We start from the raw sequence: 20,256 nt of genomic DNA, 5'->3' as shown, positions 1-20,256 counted from the left end.
ATGAAAAAAATAATTTTATTAATTGCCGCAATGATTCTATTAGCAAACGTTACCGTTAAAATAAACAAAACCAACATTACCCAGGGAGATGAGGTAATTTTTACCATTACGGCTGAGGGCAAAAATGTAAAACTGCCCGATATTGACAAAATCGGACCATACAAAGTAGAAGGAAGCGCAAACACTGAAAATATTACCATCATAAACGGAGAAATGCACTCGAAAGTATCACGCAGTTATATATTTTATCCTTTAAAAAACATAACAATACCGTCATTTAAAGTAACAGTTGACGGAAAAACTTATTATACAAAACCGATTACAATAAAAGTCAGCAAACTGAAAAAAACAAAAGACAAAGATTACGACTTAAGCCTTTTTTTAGACAAAAACGAAACATATCTTGGAGAAGGACGAATTTTAACTATCAGATTTTCACAGAGTATTGATGCAAATCCCCAAAGTATTCAGATACAGAGGCCAAATTTAAATGATTTTTTGGTTAATCAAATTTCTACAAAAACCTATGTTCAAAATAATAAAAAAATAACAGTTTATAAATTTTTAATTATTCCGCAAAAAAGCGGCAAATTTACTATAGGACCGATTATTGCAAATATCGGAATACTTCAAAAAGAAAATCCGTTTGATGACCCGTTTTTTTCAGCAGCGTTTGTAAGATATAAAAGAATTGTTTCAAACAATATTATATTGAATGTAAAACCAATCCCCCAAAATAGTATATGGGGAAAATTTAAAATTACTTTAAAAACCGATAAAACAGAGGTTTTAGCCAACACTCCGGTAAAAATCACCTTGGAACTTAAGGGTTGCGGAGATTTTTATGATATGAAAGATTTTAAACTAAATATACCAAACGCCACAGTTTATGAAAAAAAACCTGTATTTAAAACATTTATCAAAAATAATAAATTATGCGGAATTTATAAAAAAGAATTTACCGTGATCAGTCCTCATGACATTAACATTTCAAGTATAAAACTGTTAGAATTTAACGGTACTTTGCAGGAAGTAAAAAGCAATCCGATTTTTATTAAAGTGGAAAATTCAATGCTTAACCCAAACAAAACAGATAAAATAGAAAATTTTACAACTTCTAACATTACAACCAAAACTGTATATAAAACCAATTATTTATTAATTTTAATTTCTTTTATTATAGGTTTACTAACAGGACTGATTTTATACAAACTAATTCAAAAAAAGAATAAAAAAGAAAAAGATATTATTGAAAAAATTAAAAAAGCCGATGAAAAAGAATTGTTTAAACTGTTACTCCCTTATTCAGAAAATAAAGAAATAGAAGTAATTTTAAAACAGCTTGAAGAAAATATATATAAAGGAGCAAAACATAAAATTGATAAAAAAGGAATTATAAAAATTTTAAAATCTTCCTAATTTTTTCTTTTTTTTCTTGACAAGCTAATTTTTTTTTCTTATAATTTCAGTCCACAAATAAATGACCCGTTAGCTCAGTCGGTAGAGCATCTGCCTTTTAAGCAGAGGGCCGCTGGTTCGAATCCAGCACGGGTCACCACTCTAGTCCCCATCGTCTAGAGGTCTAGGATACCGCCCTTTCACGGCGGCGACACGGGTTCGAATCCCGTTGGGGACGCCACAATCCCTGATATAAAACTTATGGTCGCTTAGCTCAGTTGGGAGAGCACCAGCCTTACAAGCTGGGGGTCGCAGGTTCGAGCCCTGCAGCGACCACCATTTAAAAATGGAGCCGTAGTTTAGCTGGTTAGAATGCCGGCCTGTCACGCCGGAGGTCGCGGGTTCGAGTCCCGTCGGCTCCGCCATTTGAATTTAATTCTATAAGTGACAGTCACTTTTTATCATCTTCGTTTCCAACCTCAATTTCTTGGCACTCTTTAAAAATCCCGATATAATCGTAGTTATAAAAAGATTTTTAAAAATTTAGTGTTTTTTTTATTTTTAATTGGAAAAAGCCCAAATTTCGGTGCTAGATGTTTCAAAAAACCTGAAATTCAATGCATTCAACCGATACAATTAGTGTATTGAAATGGCATAAAAACACTAAAATTTTTAGGAACATCATCATTCAACCGATACAATTAGTGTATTGAAATGCAATTTCAGGAAAGTTATCCCCATAAATCGCCTTTATTCAACCGATACAATTAGTGTATTGAAATTTTGTTAAAAGTATCTCCGTAATTACTCGGCACATATATTCAACCGATACAATTAGTGTATTGAAATTAGTAATAAATACAGGAACTAAATCTTTAACAACAGATTCAACCGATACAATTAGTGTATTGAAATATTTTTTTAAAATAATTTATTTACTAATTTACTAAACCATTCAACCGATACAATTAGTGTATTGAAATAGCCTCTGCTGCTTTTTGTAGTATGCTGAAAGAGAGATTCAACCGATACAATTAGTGTATTGAAATTCCCTTACCCCTTTACACTCTGCGGATACTTAAACATTCAACCGATACAATTAGTGTATTGAAATAGTTCTTTCGCTCCTGCACTATCAGCAGGATTATAAATATTCAACCGATACAATTAGTGTATTGAAATATGTTTAAAGGCGAAAGAATTTAATAAGGCTTTATTATTCAACCGATACAATTAGTGTATTGAAATTTTTGAAGAATTGAAATAAAAGAACATGGATAATACATATTCAACCGATACAATTAGTGTATTGAAATTTTTTTGAAATATGCTTATATAAATCAAAACCAAGATTCAACCGATACAATTGGTGTAAAAATAAAATTAGAAGACTATGAAGAAAAAAGCTAAAAAATTTATCGAATTATTTCACTTTTAAAGCCGTTAATTGAATGAAAAACGATTTTTTTATATTTTCTTGCATAAATTTTTATAAGCATTTCCTGTAAACTTGGTATAACGGAAGGTTTAAACCATGCCAAATTACTCATTCCAATAACATAATTCGGTTTTAACTTATATAAGTCTTCACTTGTAAGTTCGTAACATATTGCATTTATAAATTTATAATTTTTTATTTCAAATTCTCCAAAATTCTTACTTGTGGAATAATCGCTGCTGTCTCCAAAAAATATATGATTAATTTCTTTTTCAAAAAAAGGAACAGGTATATATTCTCCAAAAGGCACAAGCAAGTGTTTATCCAAAATTTTAACCTTACCTTTATCAAAAACATAAGTGGAATTAAAATATTTTTTATTTTTATAATGAAGTGCTCCCGTGACAATTATAATTTTAAAAGATAAATTTTTTAATTTGTCCATTAAATCTTTATGTAAATTCAAAAACAGGGGAAAAGCACTCTCAGGCAAAACAACAACATCAAAATTTCTTTTCATTGCTTTATTTATAAGCTTAAAATTATTTTCAATTTCAAAAGAAATATATCTTTTTTGCCATTTTAATTTCTGCGGTATATCTGTGGATGCTAAATATATTCTTAAATCCGGTAAATCAGGGGGTTTTGAAATAAAAAAAAGAGGAATAAAAAGTAATAACAAAAATTTTTTATCTATTTCATAAAACAAAATACTAAAAAATACAATAAACAAAGTTATTTTGTCCACACCGTAAAAACTGTTTACAAACAATATTTCGGGTTTTAACCAGTCAAATGTAAATGGAGTTAGATAATCAAAAGCAAAAGTAAAAATCAAAATATAATAAATTTTTTTTAGATAAACATTTTTAATAAAACTTTCAATTTTTTTAATTAACCAAAAAACACTTCCGTAAAAAAGTCCTATAATCAAAATCACAAAAGGAATTAAAAAAGTCAGGTTATAAAATCTGAAACTAAGCCCAATCCAGTAAAACCAAAAAATTCCTATAAAAAATCCTGTCTGGAAAAATGAATGTTTTTTGTAAAAAAAAACGAATAAAGCTAAAAGCAACAAAAATGTAAAAATAAATTCAGTTAAAAAATTATCAGTACTTCCAAATTTTAATAAAAAAAAGTTTAAATAAATAGGTAACGAAACAAAAGTTGCTACAATTAAAGAATTTGTGTTAAAATATCGTCTAAAAAAGGATACACATGAATTTTTTATACGCAGCAGCACCGGCGGCAGGTCAACCGAGTTTGATAGCATCATTATTACCTCTTATTATTTTATTTGCAATCTTTTATCTGCTTGTAATTTTACCACAACAAAGACAGGCAAAAAAACATAAAGAAATGGTGGAAAATTTGAAAAAAGGCGATAAAATCATAACAACAGGCGGAATTATTGCAGAAGTTGTAAAAAACGAACCTGATTTTATTAAAGCAAAAATCGCAGATAACGTAGAAGTAAAAATTGATAAAGCAGCAGTGGCAAGAAAATTTGAAGAAGAAAAATGAAAAAACTAAACTATAGATTAGTTATTTTTATTTTTGCAGCCCTTTTTGGAATAGCTTTCACTATTCCATCTTTTATCGGAAAAGAACCCAAAGTAAATCTTGGTCTTGATTTGCAGGGCGGAATATATCTGGTTTTAGGTGTAAAAGGGGATGAAGCTGTCAAAAGCAAAATTAAAACTTTTGCATCTACAATTAAATATATAACTAATAAAAAAGAGATATTTATAGACAACTTAAAAGTAAATAACAAAACTTTGAGTTTTGAACTCATTGATAAAGATGATGCACCCAAAATGGACGAAATTTTAAAAAAATTAAAAGGCACCCAGGTCATCAAAAAACATACAAAAGAAGGAATTTTATATATAGTAAAACTAACTCCTAAAGAAATTGAAAAAACAAGAGAAGATGCGCTAAATCAAGCAATTCAAACAATCAGAAGCAGACTTGACGCATTCGGTCTGGCAGAACCTAGTGTAACTAAACAGGGAAAAGATAAAATTGTAGTAGAGCTTCCTGGAATAAAAACCCAAAAAGAAAAAAATTCCATTAAAAAACTTATCTCAACTTCAGCACACCTTGAACTATATGCAGTAGATGATGAACATAAAGCCGTAACACCAAAAGATGCTGCAAAGTACGGAGATATCTTGCTTCCTAGCAAAGATAACCCTAACAGAAAGTATTTACTTAAAACTCCACCTGTACTTGATGGAAGTATGATAACAGATGCAACGGTTGGATTTACACAAAAAACAAACCAACCTGCAATCTTCTTTACGCTGAATTCTCAGGGAGCTGCAATTTTTGGTGACTTTACAGGAAAAAATGTAGGAAAAAGACTTGCAATTGTAGTGGATAACAAAGTTTATTCAGCACCTGTAATTCAGGAAAGAATCGGGGGAGGAAGCGGTCAGATTACCGTAGGAAGCCCGGAAGAAGCCCACGTACTTGCAATTGCCCTAAGAAGCGGTTCACTTCCAGCACCTGTAATACTGCTTGAACAAAGAAGTGTCGGTGCAAGCCTTGGGGCTGATAGTATTAAAAAATCTCTTATTGCACTAATAAGCGGATTTGTAATAGTTGTAATTTTTATGGCGTGGTATTACAATCTAGCCGGAATTATTGCAGACATCGCTCTTATAGTAAACCTGTTTTTAATTATTGCAATAATGGCTCTGTTTGGTGCAACTTTGACACTGCCTGGAATGGCGGGTATAGTTTTGACTGTCGGTATGGCAGTTGATGCAAATGTTATTATAAATGAAAGAATAAGAGAGCTTATCAGAGAAGGTAAAAATATAAAAACAGCCATTGAAGGCGGATATAAAAACGCAATGAGCGCTATTGTGGATGCAAACATTACAACTCTTATTGCGGCAATTGCCCTTTTTGCATACGGAACTGGAACCATTAAAGGATTTGCAATTACCATGGCAATAGGAATACTCGCCAGTATGCTGACAGCAATTCTTGGAACTCACGGAATTTGGGAATATTTGCTAGCAGGCGGTAAAAAAATTACACCGAAACATTTTGGTATGAAGGCTTAAAATGGAACTTTTTAAAAGTGAAAAAATATATGATTTTATGAGTAAAAGAAACATATTTATTTCTATATCATTAATTTTAATAGCCTTAAGTCTTTTTTCAATTTTTACAAAAGGGTTTAATTGGGGTATCGACTTTAAAGGCGGAATTGAAATTCAGGTAAAATTTGATAAACAGATAGATTTGGGAGAAATTAGAAAAATAGTTTCTAAAAAATTCTCAAGTCCAAATGTGACGACTTTTGGAAACAATAATGAAATATTAATAAGACTTAACGTAAATGCGGTATCAAACGACGTGCAAAAATCACTTGAAAATGAAATAAAAAATTTACTTAAACCTCTCGGAAATGCAGAAATAAGAAGGGTAGACATTGTAGGGGCAAAAGTTGGAAACGAATTAAAAGAAAAAGGATTAAACGCCTTTATTTTCTCAATTATAGGTATTTTAATTTATGTTGCATTTAGATTCGAATGGCGTTTTGCCTTAGCCAGTGTTTTAGCTCTTTTTCACGATACAATTATTTCACTTGGAGCTGTAAGTTTTTTTGGGATTGAAACAAATTTAGACGTTTTAGCTGCTATTTTAACCCTTATGGGATATTCTTTAAATGATACAATAGTTGTATTTGACAGAATCAGGGAACAGGTAAGAGATTCAAAAGTAAATGACTTGGCAACCCTTATTAATGAGGCTATTTCAAAAACACTCAGCAGAACCGTTTTAACTTCACTTACAACATTTTTTGTTGTACTGACACTTTTTTTATTCGGGGGAGAAATAATAAGACCTTTTAGTTTTACCTTGCTTGTTGGAATTATTGTCGGTACATATAGTTCTATTTTTATAGCCTCACCTCTGCTCATCTGGCTAGGATTTAAAATTGATGATTATAGAAAAAGACTGGCAGAAATTGAAAAAAGAAAAAGAGAAAAAGAAAAATTGCGCGAAATGTATCAGGGCGGAGTGGTATAATTGATAAAAAATGTATAATGATTAAATAAGTGAGGGAGTAAATATGGACTGGGGAAAAGTGATATATGTATTTTTTCAATTAATGAGTTTAACAAGCGTGGCTGGTTTTTTATATGACCATAATAAAGTGGCCCTTTTTATTGCATTAAGTTTGAATCTTATTTCAACAATTTTAAAAATTGGTGTAAAAAATATAGTTGCTGCTGAGCTTTTTGCAGCAAGTCTGGTGGCTGATTTACATTTAATCCCGGCTTTTATTTATCTTGAAATTAAAAACGATTTAGAAGCAGCCTATGCAATGGCAATAGGTGCACTTATTGCAAATATAGTAACAATTATTTTAAGCTTTATTGAAATTGCAAAAACAAAAAATATTGATTGGGACTAAAGGAGAATAAATGCAATATAATCCAAATGAAATAGAAAAAAAATGGCAAGCAAAATGGGACGCTGAAAAAGCATTTGAGCCAAAAGAAGATAAAACTTTACCTAAAAAATATATTTTAAGTATGTTCCCATACCCAAGCGGCAGAATTCACATGGGACATGTCAGAAACTATACAATAGGTGATGCACTTGCAAGATATTATAGAAAAACAGGATATAACGTTCTTCACCCAATCGGATGGGACAGTTTTGGTATGCCGGCTGAAAATGCGGCAATTAAACATGGGATTCATCCTAAAAAATGGACTTATGAAAATATTGATTATATGAGAAAAGAACTTGCTTCTCTTGGGCTTTCTTTTTCAAAAACAAGGGAATTTGCAACAAGTGACCCTGATTATACAAGGTGGGAGCAGGAATTTATTATTAAATTTTATGAAAATGGGCTTCTTGAGAGACGCACTCAAAAAGTAAACTGGTGTGAAACTTGTCATACAGTTTTGGCAAACGAACAGGTAATTGACGGCTGCTGCTGGAGATGTGACAATCCGATTGAAATCAAAGAACTTCCGGGCTGGTATATTAAAATTACAAAATATGCAGAAGAACTTTTAAATGATATGGAAAAAATAAAAGACGGATGGCCTGAGAGAGTTCTTACAATGCAGAAAAACTGGATTGGAAAATCCACAGGTCTTCAGTTTAAATTCAATCTAACAGATGAAAGTAAAAATAAACTTAATAATAAATTTGACGGATATGAAGTATTTACAACAAGACCAGACACTATCTATGGAGTAACTTACTCAGCACTTGCACCAGAACATCCGATAATTGACTATATGCTTGAAAATAAACTTTTTGACGAAGAGACAGAAAAAAAAGTAAGACATATTAGAAGCATACTGCCAAAAGATAGACAGGCAATGGAAAAAGACGGATGTTATCTTGGAATTGATGTAATTCATCCTCTAACCGGCGAAAAAGTACCGGTATGGATGGCGAATTTTGTTCTTGTAGAATACGGAAGCGGAGCTGTAATGGCGGTTCCTGCCCACGATGAAAGGGATTTTGAATTTGCAATTAAATTTAACCTTCCAATCAAATGGGTTATAAAACCTGAAAAAGGAGAACTTGATAAAACTAAAGCCTATACAGGAGAGGGGATTTTAATAAACAGCGGTGAATTTAGCGGTATGAAAAACACTGAAGCAAAAGAAGCTATTATTAAAAAATTTGAAGAATTAGGACTTGGCAAAAAAGTTACAAATTATAGACTAAGAGACTGGGGGATAAGCCGTCAGAGATACTGGGGAGCACCGCTTCCTTTTGTAAAATGTCCAAAATGCGGTATTGTTCCTGAAAAAATTGAAAATCTGCCAATTACCTTGCCGGAAGATGTGGAAATTACAGGAAGCGGAAATCCGCTTGAAACACACCCGACCTGGAAATATACAAAATGTCCAAAATGCGGGGGAGATGCAATTAGAGAAACTGATACAATGGATACTTTTGTGGAAAGCAGCTGGTATCAGTTTAGATATGTAAGCGATTTTCATAAATACAAAGATGTGCCATTTAGAAAAGAGGACGAAAAATATTGGATGCCGGTTGACCAGTATATCGGCGGAATAGAACATGCCATTTTACACTTGCTTTATGCTAGATTTTTCACAAAAGCCCTAAGAGACCTTGGATATGTAAGTGTGGATGAACCTTTTGCAAGATTACTAACTCAAGGAATGGTACTTAAAGACGGCGCTAAAATGAGTAAATCTAAAGGAAACGTGGTCGATCCAGACGATATCATCAAAAAATACGGAGCCGATACAGCAAGACTGTTTATTCTTTTTGCAGCACCGCCTGAGCAAGAACTTGAATGGAGCGACAGCGGGGTTGAGGGAGCATACAGATTTTTAAATAGACTTTATATAAACTCTGAGAAATGCTATAACACCAACACAATCCCTCAGATTGACACAAGCAAACTGACCAAAGAGGAAAAAGAAGCCAGAAGAAAAGTTTATGAAACATTAAAAAGGGCAAAAGAGACTTATGAAAAAACTTTTGCATTCAATACATTAATCGCAAGTGCAATGGAATCTTTAAATGCATTAAATAAAATTGACAACAAAGATGTTTATACCGAAGGTTACTGGATTTTAATGAATGTATTAGAGCCTATAATCCCTCATATTACAAGTGAAATCAGTGAAAAACTCTTTAACAGAAACAACTTCAAAGAAATAAAAATAGATGAAAGCGCACTAGTTAAAGATGAAATTAATTATCCTGTAAGTGTAAACGGTAAAAAAAGAGCGGAAATCAGTGTAAGTACATCAGCTTCAAAAGAAGAAATTATAGAAAAAGCAAAAGAAGCAGTTAAAAAATATCTTGATGGAAAAGAGATAGTAAAAGAAATATTTGTTCCAAAAAGAATGATCAATTTTGTTGTAAAAGGATAAAAAATTAAAAAATATCTTTTCTTTTTCTTTTTAATTTTTTTTACTGCCTGTGGATATAAACCAAGCAGCACTTATCAAAAAAACATTATCGGAAATAAAATAAATGCTATTGTAAATATAGATGTAAAATCTCCTCAGGAAAATGTTTTTTTAAAAGATGCATTAAACGAAGCTGTTTATACCCTTTTTAACGCTGACATTTCAGATAGTAATATTAATACAACTATAAATTTGTCAATTATTTCCTCTTCCCTTGACCCACTGGATTATGATAAAAACGGATATCCTATTTTATATAGAAGTTCTGTTAATTTGAAAGCAGAAATAATCGATAAAAAACACAAAAAAAGAACCTATATCGTAAACGGCTTTTATGATTTCCCAATTTCCGCAAACAGCGTTATAAATGACCAAATAAAATTAAATGCATTCAAGAGATCTTCAATCAACGCATTAAATAAGTTAATTGCCCTAATTACAAAGGACGGTATAAATGAATCTAAATAAAATAGCTAAAGAGGCTCTTATTAAATTTAAAAACAAAGGTTATGTTTTTACTCCAAAAGAATATGAAGAAGAATTTTGTAAAACTGCAAAAAAATATAACGTCATTATAGATGATTGTAATAAAGTTTCAAAATATATTGCTAAACTTGATAAAAAATATCAAGCAATTGCCAAAAATTATAATATACAAAATTTAGATGAACTTGTTTTATTTTTAATAAATTATTTAAACAGGGTCAATCCGGATAAACAAAAAGAAAACTTAGAAGAATTATTCTTATACACTAAAAGAGCCCTTGATGTTATAGCAATTTTACCTATTTTAAAAAGTAAACAAATGGCATTAAAACATCTTGATTTCATAAAACCGAATTTGACAAATGAAGAATTCTCCAAACTTAGAAGCGAATGGATTGATTTTATAGATAATTTTGACGACACTATAATTAAAAAAGCAAAAAAAATATCGGGTGCAGAATATGAAGATGCAATTGAAATAATAAATAAACTGCTTGAAAAACTTGAAGAAAACCCTAAATATGATTTTTTAGTCGATTCAATCATCTATACCCTAACCCCAAGTTATGCACCATTTATGAATGATGAAGTGGCAATGCTCAAAAAACAGTTAAAAGAAGATTCTTCATTTATTTTCACAAAAGCATTTGCCGAGGATCTTAAAATATTGACTGATAAAAGAATAAAACTTGATAAAGAAGAGTTAAAAAGAAAAATAAGGGATTTGGACAAAATTGCTGAGAGACTTTCTATTAAAATATTAAAAATCCTTCAAAAAACAGATGATTCATCTAATGAAATAAAAAATATTACCATTGAAATTCAAAACTGGAGACATGATGAAGAAAATTTTGAAACCATTAAAGAAAAACTTTTAAACATTGCAAAATCAATTGACGGAGAACTTAATCATTTCAGCTGTGAAATTAAAAAAGAGGATGAAGAAATCAAAAAACTCAAAGAAAAAATAAAATATCTTGAAGGAAAAGTAAAAAAATTATCAAATGAAGTTAAAACAGATTATTTAACTGAAATCGCAAATAAAAAAGCAATTGAAGATGAATTAAAAAAACAGGAATCTGCCTATAAAAGATATAAAACAAATTATTCTGTAGTGTTTTTTGATATAGACCATTTCAAAAATGTAAATGATACATACGGACATGATGCGGGAGATGTAATTTTAAAATCACTCGGACTTCTATTTAAAAGATATGCAAGAGATATTGACATGATAGGAAGATTCGGAGGTGAAGAATTTGTAGCAATTTTACCAAATACCGATAAAAATGGGGCTTATAAATTTGCTGAAAAAATAAGAAGTATTGTAGAAAAAACAAAATTTATGTATAAAAACACTAGAATTCCTATAACAATTTCTGGAGGGGTAGCGGAAAGGGGTGAAGTTTCTTCAAAAGAAGAACTACTTAAAAAAGCAGATGAAAGATTATATTTAGCCAAAAAAAATGGAAGAAACAAAGTTTGTGCAGAAGACAAATGCAATTAATATGTGCATAATGGATAATGTATAATGGAAAATGTTAAAGAGTTTTTAGAAAAAAAACCTCTCTTTTATAAAGAAATAGATATAACAAGAATGCCAAAAGCATATAATTTGATAAAGGATAAAATTAACCTAAAACCGTTAATACATATTATAGGCACAAACGGGAAAGGCTCAACCGGACGCTTTTTAGCTCATACACTTTTAAAAAGAGACTACAGCGTAGGGCATTATACATCCCCTCATATACTCAAATTTAACGAAAGAATATGGATAAATGGTAAGAATATAAGTGATGAAGCGCTTGAAGAAGCACACTCACACCTTCAAAAACTTTTGCCCAAAAAAATAAGCGAGGCTTTGAGTTATTTTGAATATACCACCCTGCTTGCGGCCATTGCATTTGAAAATTTGGATTTTGTAATCTTGGAAGCTGGTCTTGGAGGGGAGTTTGATGCTACAAATGTTTTTGATAAAAAGATAACCCTAATTACCCCAATTGATTTTGATCACCAAAATTTTTTGGGAAATTCAATAAAAGAAATAGCCACTACAAAACTACATGCAATTGATAAAGAAGCGATTATTGGAAAACAAGTAAATAAATTGAAAATGAAAAATAAAGAATGGACAATTTTAGAATACGCTAAAAAATTAAAACCAAATGCAAAGATTTATGATTATCTGGATTTTTTTGAAAAGAATGAAATAAATGAGCTTAAAAAAGAATTTAAATTTGCAGATTTTCTTTTTGACAATTATCTTTTAGCAATGAGCTTTTTGAAAAAAGAAAAAATTCCTTTTAGCATAAAAGATATAGAGGATTTAATACTTCCAGGCAGAATGCAGGAGATTGAAAAAGATTTATTTATTGATGTGGGCCACAATCCGCTTGCTGCAAATGCAATTGTAAAAACACTCAATAAAAAAGTAAATTTAGTTTATAACACATATAAAGACAAAAATTACACAGAAATTTTAAAAATTTTAAAACCAAAAATAAAAAAACTATACTTAATTAATGTAAAAAACGAAAGAATTGAAGATAAAGAAAAAATAAAAGAAGTTGCTAAAAATCTTGGAATTGAAGTTGAAGATTATAAAGGTATAGAAAAGCCAATGCTTGTATTTGGAAGTTTTTCGGTTGTGGAAGAGTTTTTAAGGAGAGAATTTGCAGGCAAAAGTTTATGAATTTTTACAAAAAAATAAAAAAAATATTGTTACAACGAACTATAAAGAAGCTTTGTTAATAGGAGAAGTTTTTAAATATCTAAAAATCCCTTATTCTGTTTTTCCGGATTTTAGGGCAAGTTTTGGAGATGATTTGAGAAGTTTTAGAAATGAAATATTTGAACTAAATAATGCTTTATATAAATATTATAATGAAAATGCTTACTTCATTTCACCCTATTCTACAATTTTAAAAAAACTGCCAAGCAAAAAATATTACAAATCAATTACCCTTGAATTTGCAGATGTAATTGATTTGGAAAATTTGAAAAAAGAGCTGATATACTGGGGATATGAAAGGGTTGATATTGTAAGTGAAAAAGGGGAAGTAAGTTTCAGGGGTGATATTTTTGATATTTGGCCTATTAATAGTGAAAAACCAATAAGAATTGCCCTGTTTGATACAGAAATTGAAAGCATTAGGACTTTTGATGAAACAACTCAAAAAAGTATTGAAGAAATTGAAGAGTTTTCAATAATTCCGGCCATTGCAGCACTTAATGAAAAAGAATATAATGAGATTTTAGAGCAATGTCAAAAAAGTGAATTTTCAACATTTTATAAAGATTTTTATTCACTTGGTTTTTGGTATTTAGACAGAAATTATCTGAACGATTTTGTTTTAGTAAAAGATTTAACTGAGGATTTGGAAGAATATAAAGAATTCCACACAGAAATTAACCCGGCAATATTTGAAGCTGAGATTATTCCAAACGGTAACTGCAAAGATATAAACTGGAATATTGAAGATAATAAAATAAAAATAGATAATTTCACTTACAATGAAAAAACTCCTTTAGAAATAGTTGCAAAAAATGAAGTCTATTTAAAAGAATACAATCTTTATGAATTTGTAAAACTAAAAGTCCCTATTGTTAAATGGATAAAAAGCGATGCAGTAATTAATATCAGCTGTCCTGATAAAATAATAATTTCACTAAATCCTCCTGAATTTGAAAAGAAAAAGAATTTCCGTTTAGCACTTGATGAACTTAAAAAAGGCGATTTTGTAGTTCATGAAAAACACGGAATCGGTAAATTTTTAGGACTTAAAAAAATTGAAGTTTTAGGGAAAGTCAGTGAATTTGCCCAAATTTTATATGCAAATGATGATAAACTGCTTTTGCCTGTTGAAAACCTTGACTTGATAGAAAAATATATAGCCCCTGGAGGCGTAATACCTCAGCTTGACAGGCTTGGAAAAAGCAGCTTTTCTAAAAAAAGAGAAAAAATCAAAGAAAAAATTTATGCAATGGCTGCCGATATTATTAAACTCTCAGCCAAAAGGGCAATTTCTAAACCGTTTGAGCTTGATTTTGAAGGGGTTGATGAGTTTATAAAAGAAGCACCCTTTATTCACACTCCCGACCAGAAAAAAGCAATTGATGAAATAATAAATGATTTCAAAACAAAAATAATGGACAGGCTTCTTAGCGGAGATGTCGGATTTGGTAAAACGGAAGTTGCAATGGTCGCAAGTTTTATTGTTGCAAAAAGCGACTATCAAGTGGCAGTAATTTCCCCCACCACCATTCTTACAAACCAACATTATCAAAGTTTTAAAGAAAGATTTGCAAATTATCCTGAAATAAAAATCGCTAAACTTGACAGATTCACATCAGCTAAAGAAAAAAAAGAGATTTTAGAAAAAGTTAAAAAAGGCGAAATTGATATTTTAATTTCAACACATGCCGGACTCAATGTGGAATACAAAAATCTTGGACTTGTAATAATTGATGAAGAACACAAATTTGGAGTAAAACAAAAAGAAAAATTAAAACAACTTTCAGAAAAAGTCCATACTCTTTATATGTCCGCAACCCCGATTCCAAGAAGCCTTAATATGGCACTTAGCAAAGTAAAAGACCTAAGCACCCTGGAAACTGCCCCAAAAGGAAAACAAAGCACAAAAACATTTGTAAAAGAGTGGGATGAAAATGTAATAAAAGAAGCTATTTTAAGAGAAATACGAAGAGGCGGTCAGATTTTTTATATTTACAATAACATTGCATATATTGAACATAAAAAAGAAGAACTTTTAAAAATTCTGCCAAATCTAAGAATTCTAACACTTCACGCAAAACTAACTTCTAATCAAATAGAAAAAGGACTGATTGATTTTATCAATAAAAAATATGATTTAGCTTTAACTACTACAATAGTAGAAAGTGGAATTCATATTCCAAATGTAAATACGGTGATTGTTGAAAATGCAGATAGATTTGGAATTGCAGATTTGCATCAGATTAGAGGAAGAGTAGGAAGAGGTAAATATGAAGGTTATGCATATTTTCTTGTAAAAAGTAAAGAAGAACTCAGCGAAGATGCTAAAAAAAGACTTATTGCCCTTGAAGAAAATTCATTTCTTGGAAGCGGAAGCATTTTGGCACTCAGAGACCTTGAAATAAGGGGCGGAGGGAACATACTCGGGGCTGAGCAGTCAGGACAGATTAAAGGTGTTGGTTATTCTATGTATATAAAAATGCTTGAAGACACGCTAAAGGAACTCAGCGGAAAAATTAAAGAAAAAGAAATTGAAATAAAATTAAACATTAACGCTTATCTAAATTCCGAAATAATTAAAGAAGACAGGTTAAGACTTGAACTTTACAGAAGGCTCTCTCAGGCTAAAAGCTTAGAAGAAGTTTATGATATAGAAAAAGAAATAATTGACAGATTTGGGAAAATTGATAAACCAACTCAAAATTTTATTGAAAAAATTAAAATCAAAATACTTGCAAGTGAAAAAAACATAAAATCAATCTCAAATTATAATGAAAATATTTCAATAATCTATAACGACGGTAAAAAAGAAATGATAAAAACCCCAGCAAAAGACGATGAAATTATACTTGAGACTATATTAAAAAAACTTAAAGAAATTTGATATAATTTCACTCCTTGGAGAGTTGGCCGAGTGGTTGAAGGCGCACGCCTGGAACGCGTGTGTGGGGTAACACCCACCGTGGGTTCGAATCCCACACTCTCCGCCAGAATTCAGTTTCGCACCTTTCATTAAAGTCTATAAAATCCCCTAAAATACAAGCTTTGATAAAATTTTATGTCTCATTTAATTCATTATGTTTTATAAAAATCCATCTTGTATTGCGGTAATTTTTGCGGTAAAATATTTAAAAACATTGGAGCATGTTATGGCAAGGGTAGTTAAAAGCTTAACTGATACAAAAATAAAAAATTTAAAACCGAAAGAAAAGAAATATAAAAGAAATGACGGGAAAAGATTATATATTGTAGTTGAACCAAACGGCAGGAAATGGTGGATGTATGAATATATGTATAACGGTAAAAGAACACCAAAATCGCTTGGTAACTATCCTGAAATAACTTTAAAAAAAGCAAGGGAACTAAGAGAAAAATACAGAAAAATGGAACTGGAAAACATTCCCCCGTCAATGCTTAATAAATCCTCTAAACAACAAAATACATTAAAAAATCTTGTAATAGAATATTTAGATAGGAAAAATATTTCGGATAAACATAAAAAAGGCACCTTAAACAGACTAAACAATCATATTTTTAAATACATTGGCGATATGAACATAAGGGATATTAAAAAAATTGACATAGTCAACATTTTCAGAAATTTAACCCATATCCCTGAAACTGCAAGGAGACTGTTTAATATTTTGGACAATACTTTCAAATACGCATCAACACTTGAAATTGTTGAAAGAAACATTATTGCCGATGTAGATTTCAGTGTTTTAGTTCCTAAAAAAGAATCAAAAAATTTTCCTCATATTACCGACATAGAAGAGATGAAAAAACTTTTAAAAGATATAGAAAACTGTAAATGTGATATAACTGTTAAAACTGCCTTAAAACTTGCCCCTTATCTTTTTGTAAGACCTTTCCCGCTTGTTGCTATGGAATGGAGTGAAATTGATTTTGAAAAGAAAGAATGGCATATACCAGCTCATAAAATGAAGAAAAAAAGAGAACATATCGTTCCCTTGACAGACAGTATCATAAACATTTTAAAAGAGATTGAACCTTTTACAGGAAATAGAGAATTTGTTTTTTATTCCCCAAGAAGCAAAGATAAACATATTACCACAGATACCCTAAACCGTGCATTAAAAAGACTTGGATATAAAGACAAAATGACAACCCACGGATTTAGACACTTTGCCGCCACTGTTTTAAATGAAAATGCCAAAAAAATTGGAATTTCACAAAATGCCATTGCCGCTCAGTTATCCCATACCGATTTTAAAGATACAATGAATAGGGTTTATAACAAAGCCATTTATATGGACGAAAGGAAAAAACTGATGGAGTGGTGGAGTGATTTTATTGACAGTTTGAAAAGTTAATTTGTTATAATAATTTCAATAAAATAAAGGAAATCAATGTATACCCCTCCGTTTGAAATAACACCTAAAATAATCAATTTAATCAGTGAAATATCCGAGAGAATTGGAGAAATCAGCATAAAAAAGGATTTAAGACTAAGAAAAGTATCAAAAATAAAAACCTTAACAGGCACTCTTAAAATTGAAGGAATTGAAGCAGATGAAAAAAAAGTTACCGCTATTTTAGAAGGTAAACGGGTTTTAGCTACTCAAAGAGAAATAGCTGAAATTAAAGGTGCTGTAAAGTTATATGAAAACATTGATAAATTTGACTACAAAAGTGAAAAAGATTTGTTAAAAGCCCATAAAATATTAATGAAGGATATTTTAACAAATGCGGGGGAATACAGAAAAACAAATGTGGGTGTAGGTAATCAGAAAGAAATAACCCATATAGCACCTCCCGCCTCAAATGTGTCTGAATTAATGAAAGACTTGTTTACCTGGTTAAATACCACCGATTTACATCCTTTGATTGTAAGCAGTGTGTTTCATTATGAATTTGAATTTATACATCCTTTCATTGACGGGAACGGAAGAATAGGGAGATTTTGGCAGACATTAATACTCTACAAATGGAAACAGGTTTTTGAATATTTGCCTGTTGAATCATTAATATATGAAAATCAGGATGAATATTATAAAGCAATAGAAGAATCAACTTCAGTTGGAAATTCAACCCCGTTTATTGAATTTATGTTGGATATTATTTTAAAAACACTAAACACCCCACAAGTTACCCCACAAGCTACCCCACAAGATGAGAGGGAAAAGAAAATTGTTGAATTTTGTAAAACACCGAGAAGCAGAAAAGAGATTGCCGAATATTTGGGATTAAAAGACAGGAAGCATTTAAAAGAGATTTTAGACAGGTTAATTGATAAAAACCTCTTACAAATGACCATTCCTGACAAACCGACCTCTCCTAAACAAAAATACTTATCAACCTTTTAATTTTTCTATCCATCTGTTTATATCAGATTCAGCCCAATAACTGAATTTTCCCTGTTTTACAGGTTTTGGAAATTCATTAGCTTTTATTTTTCTGTATATTGTAGCTTTGCTTAATTTTAAAATTTCAATTAATTCAGTGATTGTCAGATACATAATTACCTCCTATTTTAATTTTATAGATTTTCCGTTAGGACAGGTTAAAATACCGTTTTCATAAGTGGCTTTACCGTTTAAATAATCAGTTATTAAAGTATTGAAATTTCTGTATTGCGGATAAATTTCCATTATTTCTTTTCTTTTTTTCTGATACGCTGAAACAGGAATAGGAAGGCGCGAAGAGGTATAAACCCTCCCGCATATTTTTCTTATAAACTGTTTTTGCATTTCTTTCCACTCATCACTTTCAAAAAAAGCTTTTGAATTGTGTTTTACAAAATTGCTCCCTACAACTTTTTGAGCTGTTGATTTATTTTTTCTTTCATTGTCAGTGTTGTTATTTTTTTGTAGATATTCCAATATCTTTTCCGAATACAGCTTTGCAAATGCTTCAGCATCATAAAAAAACAGTGTAGGCCAGTTACCTGATTTGAATTCTTGCTCACTTACAAAATTAACACATCTCCAGTCAAATCTTTCAGGCTTTTGAGGATTAGAATAGCATTTAAATTCATATCCTGCTTCAGTTAATTTATGTAAAAACTCTTTTGATATTCCAAGCTGGCTTCTTCCAATGGGAATAATAGTTTTTTTACCTTTGTTTATTTTCTTAGGTTCTGTAAAAGTTTTTTTATATTCGTGATAAAAAACAAAAAAATCAGAAAAAGCTTTTAAAGGAACTGAAAAATAAATATGTGCGTGTAAATTTCCATCCTTTTGAAGTTCAAAACTTGTGACATATATGAATTTAAATCCTTTTTTATTTAGAAATCGCCTAAATTTATCTACATAATAATTAATACTGTCATAAGCTATTACTGTTTTATTGATAATTACCTCTAAATCATCCATAGGTGAAATTCTGTTTTCATCTCCTGCAATTGTAACCGTTAACATACCGATAAAATTTTGAAGCTGAGCTCCATAAGCAGCTATTCCCTGAAGGGTGTTTTTTATTCTTGCATTTTCTATTTCAATGTCTTTTTCAGGAAACATTTTGTTTTTTTCAGGTCCTATAATTTTTTGCAGTTTTGAAATTATTATTTCTTGTTGTTTATATGAAAATATTTTTGCCATTTGTTGATCCTTTTTTTATTTTTTTTATTTCTCAGGGCATAGTCTGCCCCTTTCTTAATATATTTCTTAATAAAAAGTTTCAGGGGAAATTGACCATATCCCCTGTTTATTGCCTAAAATTAGGCAATAAGGCACCTGTTTGCATTTTTTAGGAAAATCTTCCTATATAGATAGACTCCACCTAATTTGAATTTTTTTGCTTTTAATTTTTCGTTAATTTATTAAGAATGACTTGAAGTGTCTTTCGCATTCTCATCTTCAATTTGGAGAGCAAGGGTGGTCGCCCTACACTGCTGGGATTGTCTTGTAAACAATCCAATACCCTCTACTTTATTCAACAAGAATGCTACTTGACATGATGAGAAAGTATCCTGTATAATTTCATTAATTGTATTGCAGAACACAATCTCATCCTTCAAGCCATTCTTTTAGACTTGTTAGGTCATTGTTTGTTCCTTATAATTAATTATCTACTGGTTTATATCTGATAAAAGCCAGCGGCTTGATTTCCCAATCTTTACAGGTTTGGGAAAATTTTTAGTTTTGATGAATTTGTAAATGGTAGATGTTTTAAATCCTACCATTTTTGTTACTTCTTTTATGGTTAAAAGCTTTTTCATAACAATCCTTTACTTTCTATTAATTTACACATAAAATTATATTAAAGCAGTGATTTTTAGCCTTATAAAAAAACGT

At 30.5% G+C, this 20,256-nt stretch carries 16 protein-coding genes, 5 tRNA genes and 1 CRISPR repeat array; of the genes, 17 read left to right on the top strand and 4 right to left on the bottom strand.

All coding sequences use genetic code 11. From position 1 onward, the window contains the following. The 5 genes from LNAT_RS01735 (at position 1) to LNAT_RS01715 (ending at position 1,823) form a co-directional block, all read left to right on the top strand. A complete protein-coding gene (locus LNAT_RS01735) occupies positions 1 to 1,419 on the top strand; it encodes a BatD family protein (RefSeq protein WP_096258203.1) in 1,419 nt (472 codons plus the stop codon). A 63-nt stretch (positions 1,420 to 1,482) separates the two neighbouring features. After that, positions 1,483 to 1,558 (top strand) — tRNA-Lys (locus tag LNAT_RS01730). Between the two features lie 5 nt (positions 1,559 to 1,563). Next, positions 1,564 to 1,639 (top strand) — tRNA-Glu (locus tag LNAT_RS01725). A gap of 22 nt (positions 1,640 to 1,661) precedes the next feature. Beyond that, positions 1,662 to 1,737, top strand: a tRNA-Val gene (locus LNAT_RS01720). Positions 1,738 to 1,746: 9 nt separating this feature from the next. Further along, positions 1,747 to 1,823: transfer RNA gene (locus LNAT_RS01715), tRNA-Asp, on the top strand. A 196-nt stretch (positions 1,824 to 2,019) separates the two neighbouring features. Then, positions 2,020 to 2,779: a CRISPR direct-repeat array (repeat unit 30 nt; unit sequence ATTCAACCGATACAATTAGTGTATTGAAAT). A 34-nt stretch (positions 2,780 to 2,813) separates the two neighbouring features. Here the strand turns inward: LNAT_RS01715 and LNAT_RS01710 are convergent. Next, the gene (locus tag LNAT_RS01710) at positions 2,814 to 4,109 is read right to left on the bottom strand and encodes an apolipoprotein N-acyltransferase (RefSeq protein ID WP_238593962.1); all 1,296 of its coding nucleotides are present in this window, start codon (positions 4,107 to 4,109) and stop codon (positions 2,814 to 2,816) included. Between LNAT_RS01710 and yajC the strand changes: the two genes are divergently transcribed. The 12 genes from yajC to LNAT_RS01650 all read left to right on the top strand — a co-directional run bounded on the left by yajC (position 4,055) and on the right by LNAT_RS01650 (position 18,327). Beyond that, on the top strand, positions 4,055 to 4,360 hold the full coding sequence (gene yajC, locus LNAT_RS01705) for a preprotein translocase subunit YajC (RefSeq protein ID WP_096258201.1): 306 nt from the start codon (positions 4,055 to 4,057) through the stop codon (positions 4,358 to 4,360). The two genes, LNAT_RS01710 and yajC, sit on opposite strands and share 55 nt — an antisense overlap. Then, entirely contained in the window at positions 4,357 to 5,913 is a 1,557-nt protein-coding gene (gene secD / locus LNAT_RS01700) for a protein translocase subunit SecD (RefSeq protein WP_096258200.1), read from the top strand. The genes yajC and secD overlap by 4 nt, the downstream gene beginning before the upstream one ends. Before the next feature lies 1 nt (position 5,914). Beyond that, positions 5,915 to 6,886, top strand: a complete 972-nt coding sequence (gene secF, locus LNAT_RS01695; RefSeq protein WP_096258199.1) for a protein translocase subunit SecF — start codon at positions 5,915 to 5,917, stop codon at positions 6,884 to 6,886. 43 nt (positions 6,887 to 6,929) lie between these two features. Then, positions 6,930 to 7,274: a DUF6394 family protein gene (locus LNAT_RS01690; protein WP_096258198.1), complete on the top strand. Its 345-nt coding sequence runs from the start codon at positions 6,930 to 6,932 to the stop codon at positions 7,272 to 7,274. A gap of 10 nt (positions 7,275 to 7,284) precedes the next feature. Next, complete coding sequence (gene leuS, locus LNAT_RS01685) at positions 7,285 to 9,738, top strand: leucine--tRNA ligase (RefSeq protein ID WP_096258197.1); 2,454 nt, start codon at positions 7,285 to 7,287, stop codon at positions 9,736 to 9,738. 312 nt (positions 9,739 to 10,050) lie between these two features. Further along, complete coding sequence (locus LNAT_RS08815) at positions 10,051 to 10,245, top strand: hypothetical protein (RefSeq protein ID WP_238593961.1); 195 nt, start codon at positions 10,051 to 10,053, stop codon at positions 10,243 to 10,245. Further along, positions 10,232 to 11,770: a GGDEF domain-containing protein gene (locus tag LNAT_RS01675; RefSeq protein ID WP_096258195.1), complete on the top strand. Its 1,539-nt coding sequence runs from the start codon at positions 10,232 to 10,234 to the stop codon at positions 11,768 to 11,770. The genes LNAT_RS08815 and LNAT_RS01675 overlap by 14 nt, the downstream gene beginning before the upstream one ends. A gap of 24 nt (positions 11,771 to 11,794) precedes the next feature. After that, complete coding sequence (locus tag LNAT_RS01670) at positions 11,795 to 12,958, top strand: bifunctional folylpolyglutamate synthase/dihydrofolate synthase (RefSeq protein WP_096258194.1); 1,164 nt, start codon at positions 11,795 to 11,797, stop codon at positions 12,956 to 12,958. Beyond that, the gene (mfd, locus tag LNAT_RS01665) at positions 12,939 to 15,884 is read left to right on the top strand and encodes a transcription-repair coupling factor (RefSeq protein WP_096258193.1); all 2,946 of its coding nucleotides are present in this window, start codon (positions 12,939 to 12,941) and stop codon (positions 15,882 to 15,884) included. The genes LNAT_RS01670 and mfd overlap by 20 nt, the downstream gene beginning before the upstream one ends. Before the next feature lie 16 nt (positions 15,885 to 15,900). Then, a tRNA-Ser gene (locus LNAT_RS01660) sits at positions 15,901 to 15,990 on the top strand. A gap of 159 nt (positions 15,991 to 16,149) precedes the next feature. Then, positions 16,150 to 17,334, top strand: a complete 1,185-nt coding sequence (locus LNAT_RS01655; protein ID WP_172413480.1) for a tyrosine-type recombinase/integrase — start codon at positions 16,150 to 16,152, stop codon at positions 17,332 to 17,334. A gap of 36 nt (positions 17,335 to 17,370) precedes the next feature. After that, positions 17,371 to 18,327, top strand: coding sequence for a Fic family protein (locus LNAT_RS01650; RefSeq protein ID WP_096258191.1), 957 nt, complete (start codon positions 17,371 to 17,373; stop codon positions 18,325 to 18,327). Here the strand turns inward: LNAT_RS01650 and LNAT_RS01645 are convergent. The 3 genes from LNAT_RS01645 to LNAT_RS01630 form a co-directional block, all read right to left on the bottom strand. After that, the gene (locus LNAT_RS01645; protein WP_096258190.1) at positions 18,316 to 18,480 is read right to left on the bottom strand and encodes a helix-turn-helix transcriptional regulator; all 165 of its coding nucleotides are present in this window, start codon (positions 18,478 to 18,480) and stop codon (positions 18,316 to 18,318) included. The two genes, LNAT_RS01650 and LNAT_RS01645, sit on opposite strands and share 12 nt — an antisense overlap. Before the next feature lie 9 nt (positions 18,481 to 18,489). Continuing rightward, positions 18,490 to 19,560: a hypothetical protein gene (locus LNAT_RS01640; protein ID WP_096258189.1), complete on the bottom strand. Its 1,071-nt coding sequence runs from the start codon at positions 19,558 to 19,560 to the stop codon at positions 18,490 to 18,492. A gap of 470 nt (positions 19,561 to 20,030) precedes the next feature. Continuing rightward, on the bottom strand, positions 20,031 to 20,180 hold the full coding sequence (locus LNAT_RS01630) for a helix-turn-helix transcriptional regulator (RefSeq protein WP_096258187.1): 150 nt from the start codon (positions 20,178 to 20,180) through the stop codon (positions 20,031 to 20,033). Positions 20,181 to 20,256 lie beyond the last annotated feature (76 nt).

The organism is Lebetimonas natsushimae (genome assembly GCF_002335445.1).
GTDB lineage: Bacteria > Campylobacterota > Campylobacteria > Campylobacterales > Nautiliaceae > Lebetimonas > Lebetimonas natsushimae.
This window is presented reverse-complemented; position numbering and strand designations above follow the sequence as displayed.

Coding starts and splice junctions, on each gene's coding strand:
- LNAT_RS01630 (WP_096258187.1), bottom strand. CDS start 20,180: ATGAAAAAGCTTTTAACCATAAAAGAAGTAACAAAAATGGTAGGATTT.
- yajC (WP_096258201.1), top strand. CDS start 4,055: ATGAATTTTTTATACGCAGCAGCACCGGCGGCAGGTCAACCGAGTTTG.
- LNAT_RS01655 (WP_172413480.1), top strand. CDS start 16,150: ATGGCAAGGGTAGTTAAAAGCTTAACTGATACAAAAATAAAAAATTTA.
- secD (WP_096258200.1), top strand. CDS start 4,357: ATGAAAAAACTAAACTATAGATTAGTTATTTTTATTTTTGCAGCCCTT.
- LNAT_RS01690 (WP_096258198.1), top strand. CDS start 6,930: ATGGACTGGGGAAAAGTGATATATGTATTTTTTCAATTAATGAGTTTA.
- LNAT_RS01710 (WP_238593962.1), bottom strand. CDS start 4,109: ATGCTATCAAACTCGGTTGACCTGCCGCCGGTGCTGCTGCGTATAAAA.
- LNAT_RS01675 (WP_096258195.1), top strand. CDS start 10,232: ATGAATCTAAATAAAATAGCTAAAGAGGCTCTTATTAAATTTAAAAAC.
- LNAT_RS01645 (WP_096258190.1), bottom strand. CDS start 18,480: ATGTATCTGACAATCACTGAATTAATTGAAATTTTAAAATTAAGCAAA.
- LNAT_RS01640 (WP_096258189.1), bottom strand. CDS start 19,560: ATGGCAAAAATATTTTCATATAAACAACAAGAAATAATAATTTCAAAA.
- LNAT_RS01735 (WP_096258203.1), top strand. CDS start 1: ATGAAAAAAATAATTTTATTAATTGCCGCAATGATTCTATTAGCAAAC.
- LNAT_RS01650 (WP_096258191.1), top strand. CDS start 17,371: ATGTATACCCCTCCGTTTGAAATAACACCTAAAATAATCAATTTAATC.
- LNAT_RS01670 (WP_096258194.1), top strand. CDS start 11,795: ATGGAAAATGTTAAAGAGTTTTTAGAAAAAAAACCTCTCTTTTATAAA.
- leuS (WP_096258197.1), top strand. CDS start 7,285: ATGCAATATAATCCAAATGAAATAGAAAAAAAATGGCAAGCAAAATGG.
- secF (WP_096258199.1), top strand. CDS start 5,915: ATGGAACTTTTTAAAAGTGAAAAAATATATGATTTTATGAGTAAAAGA.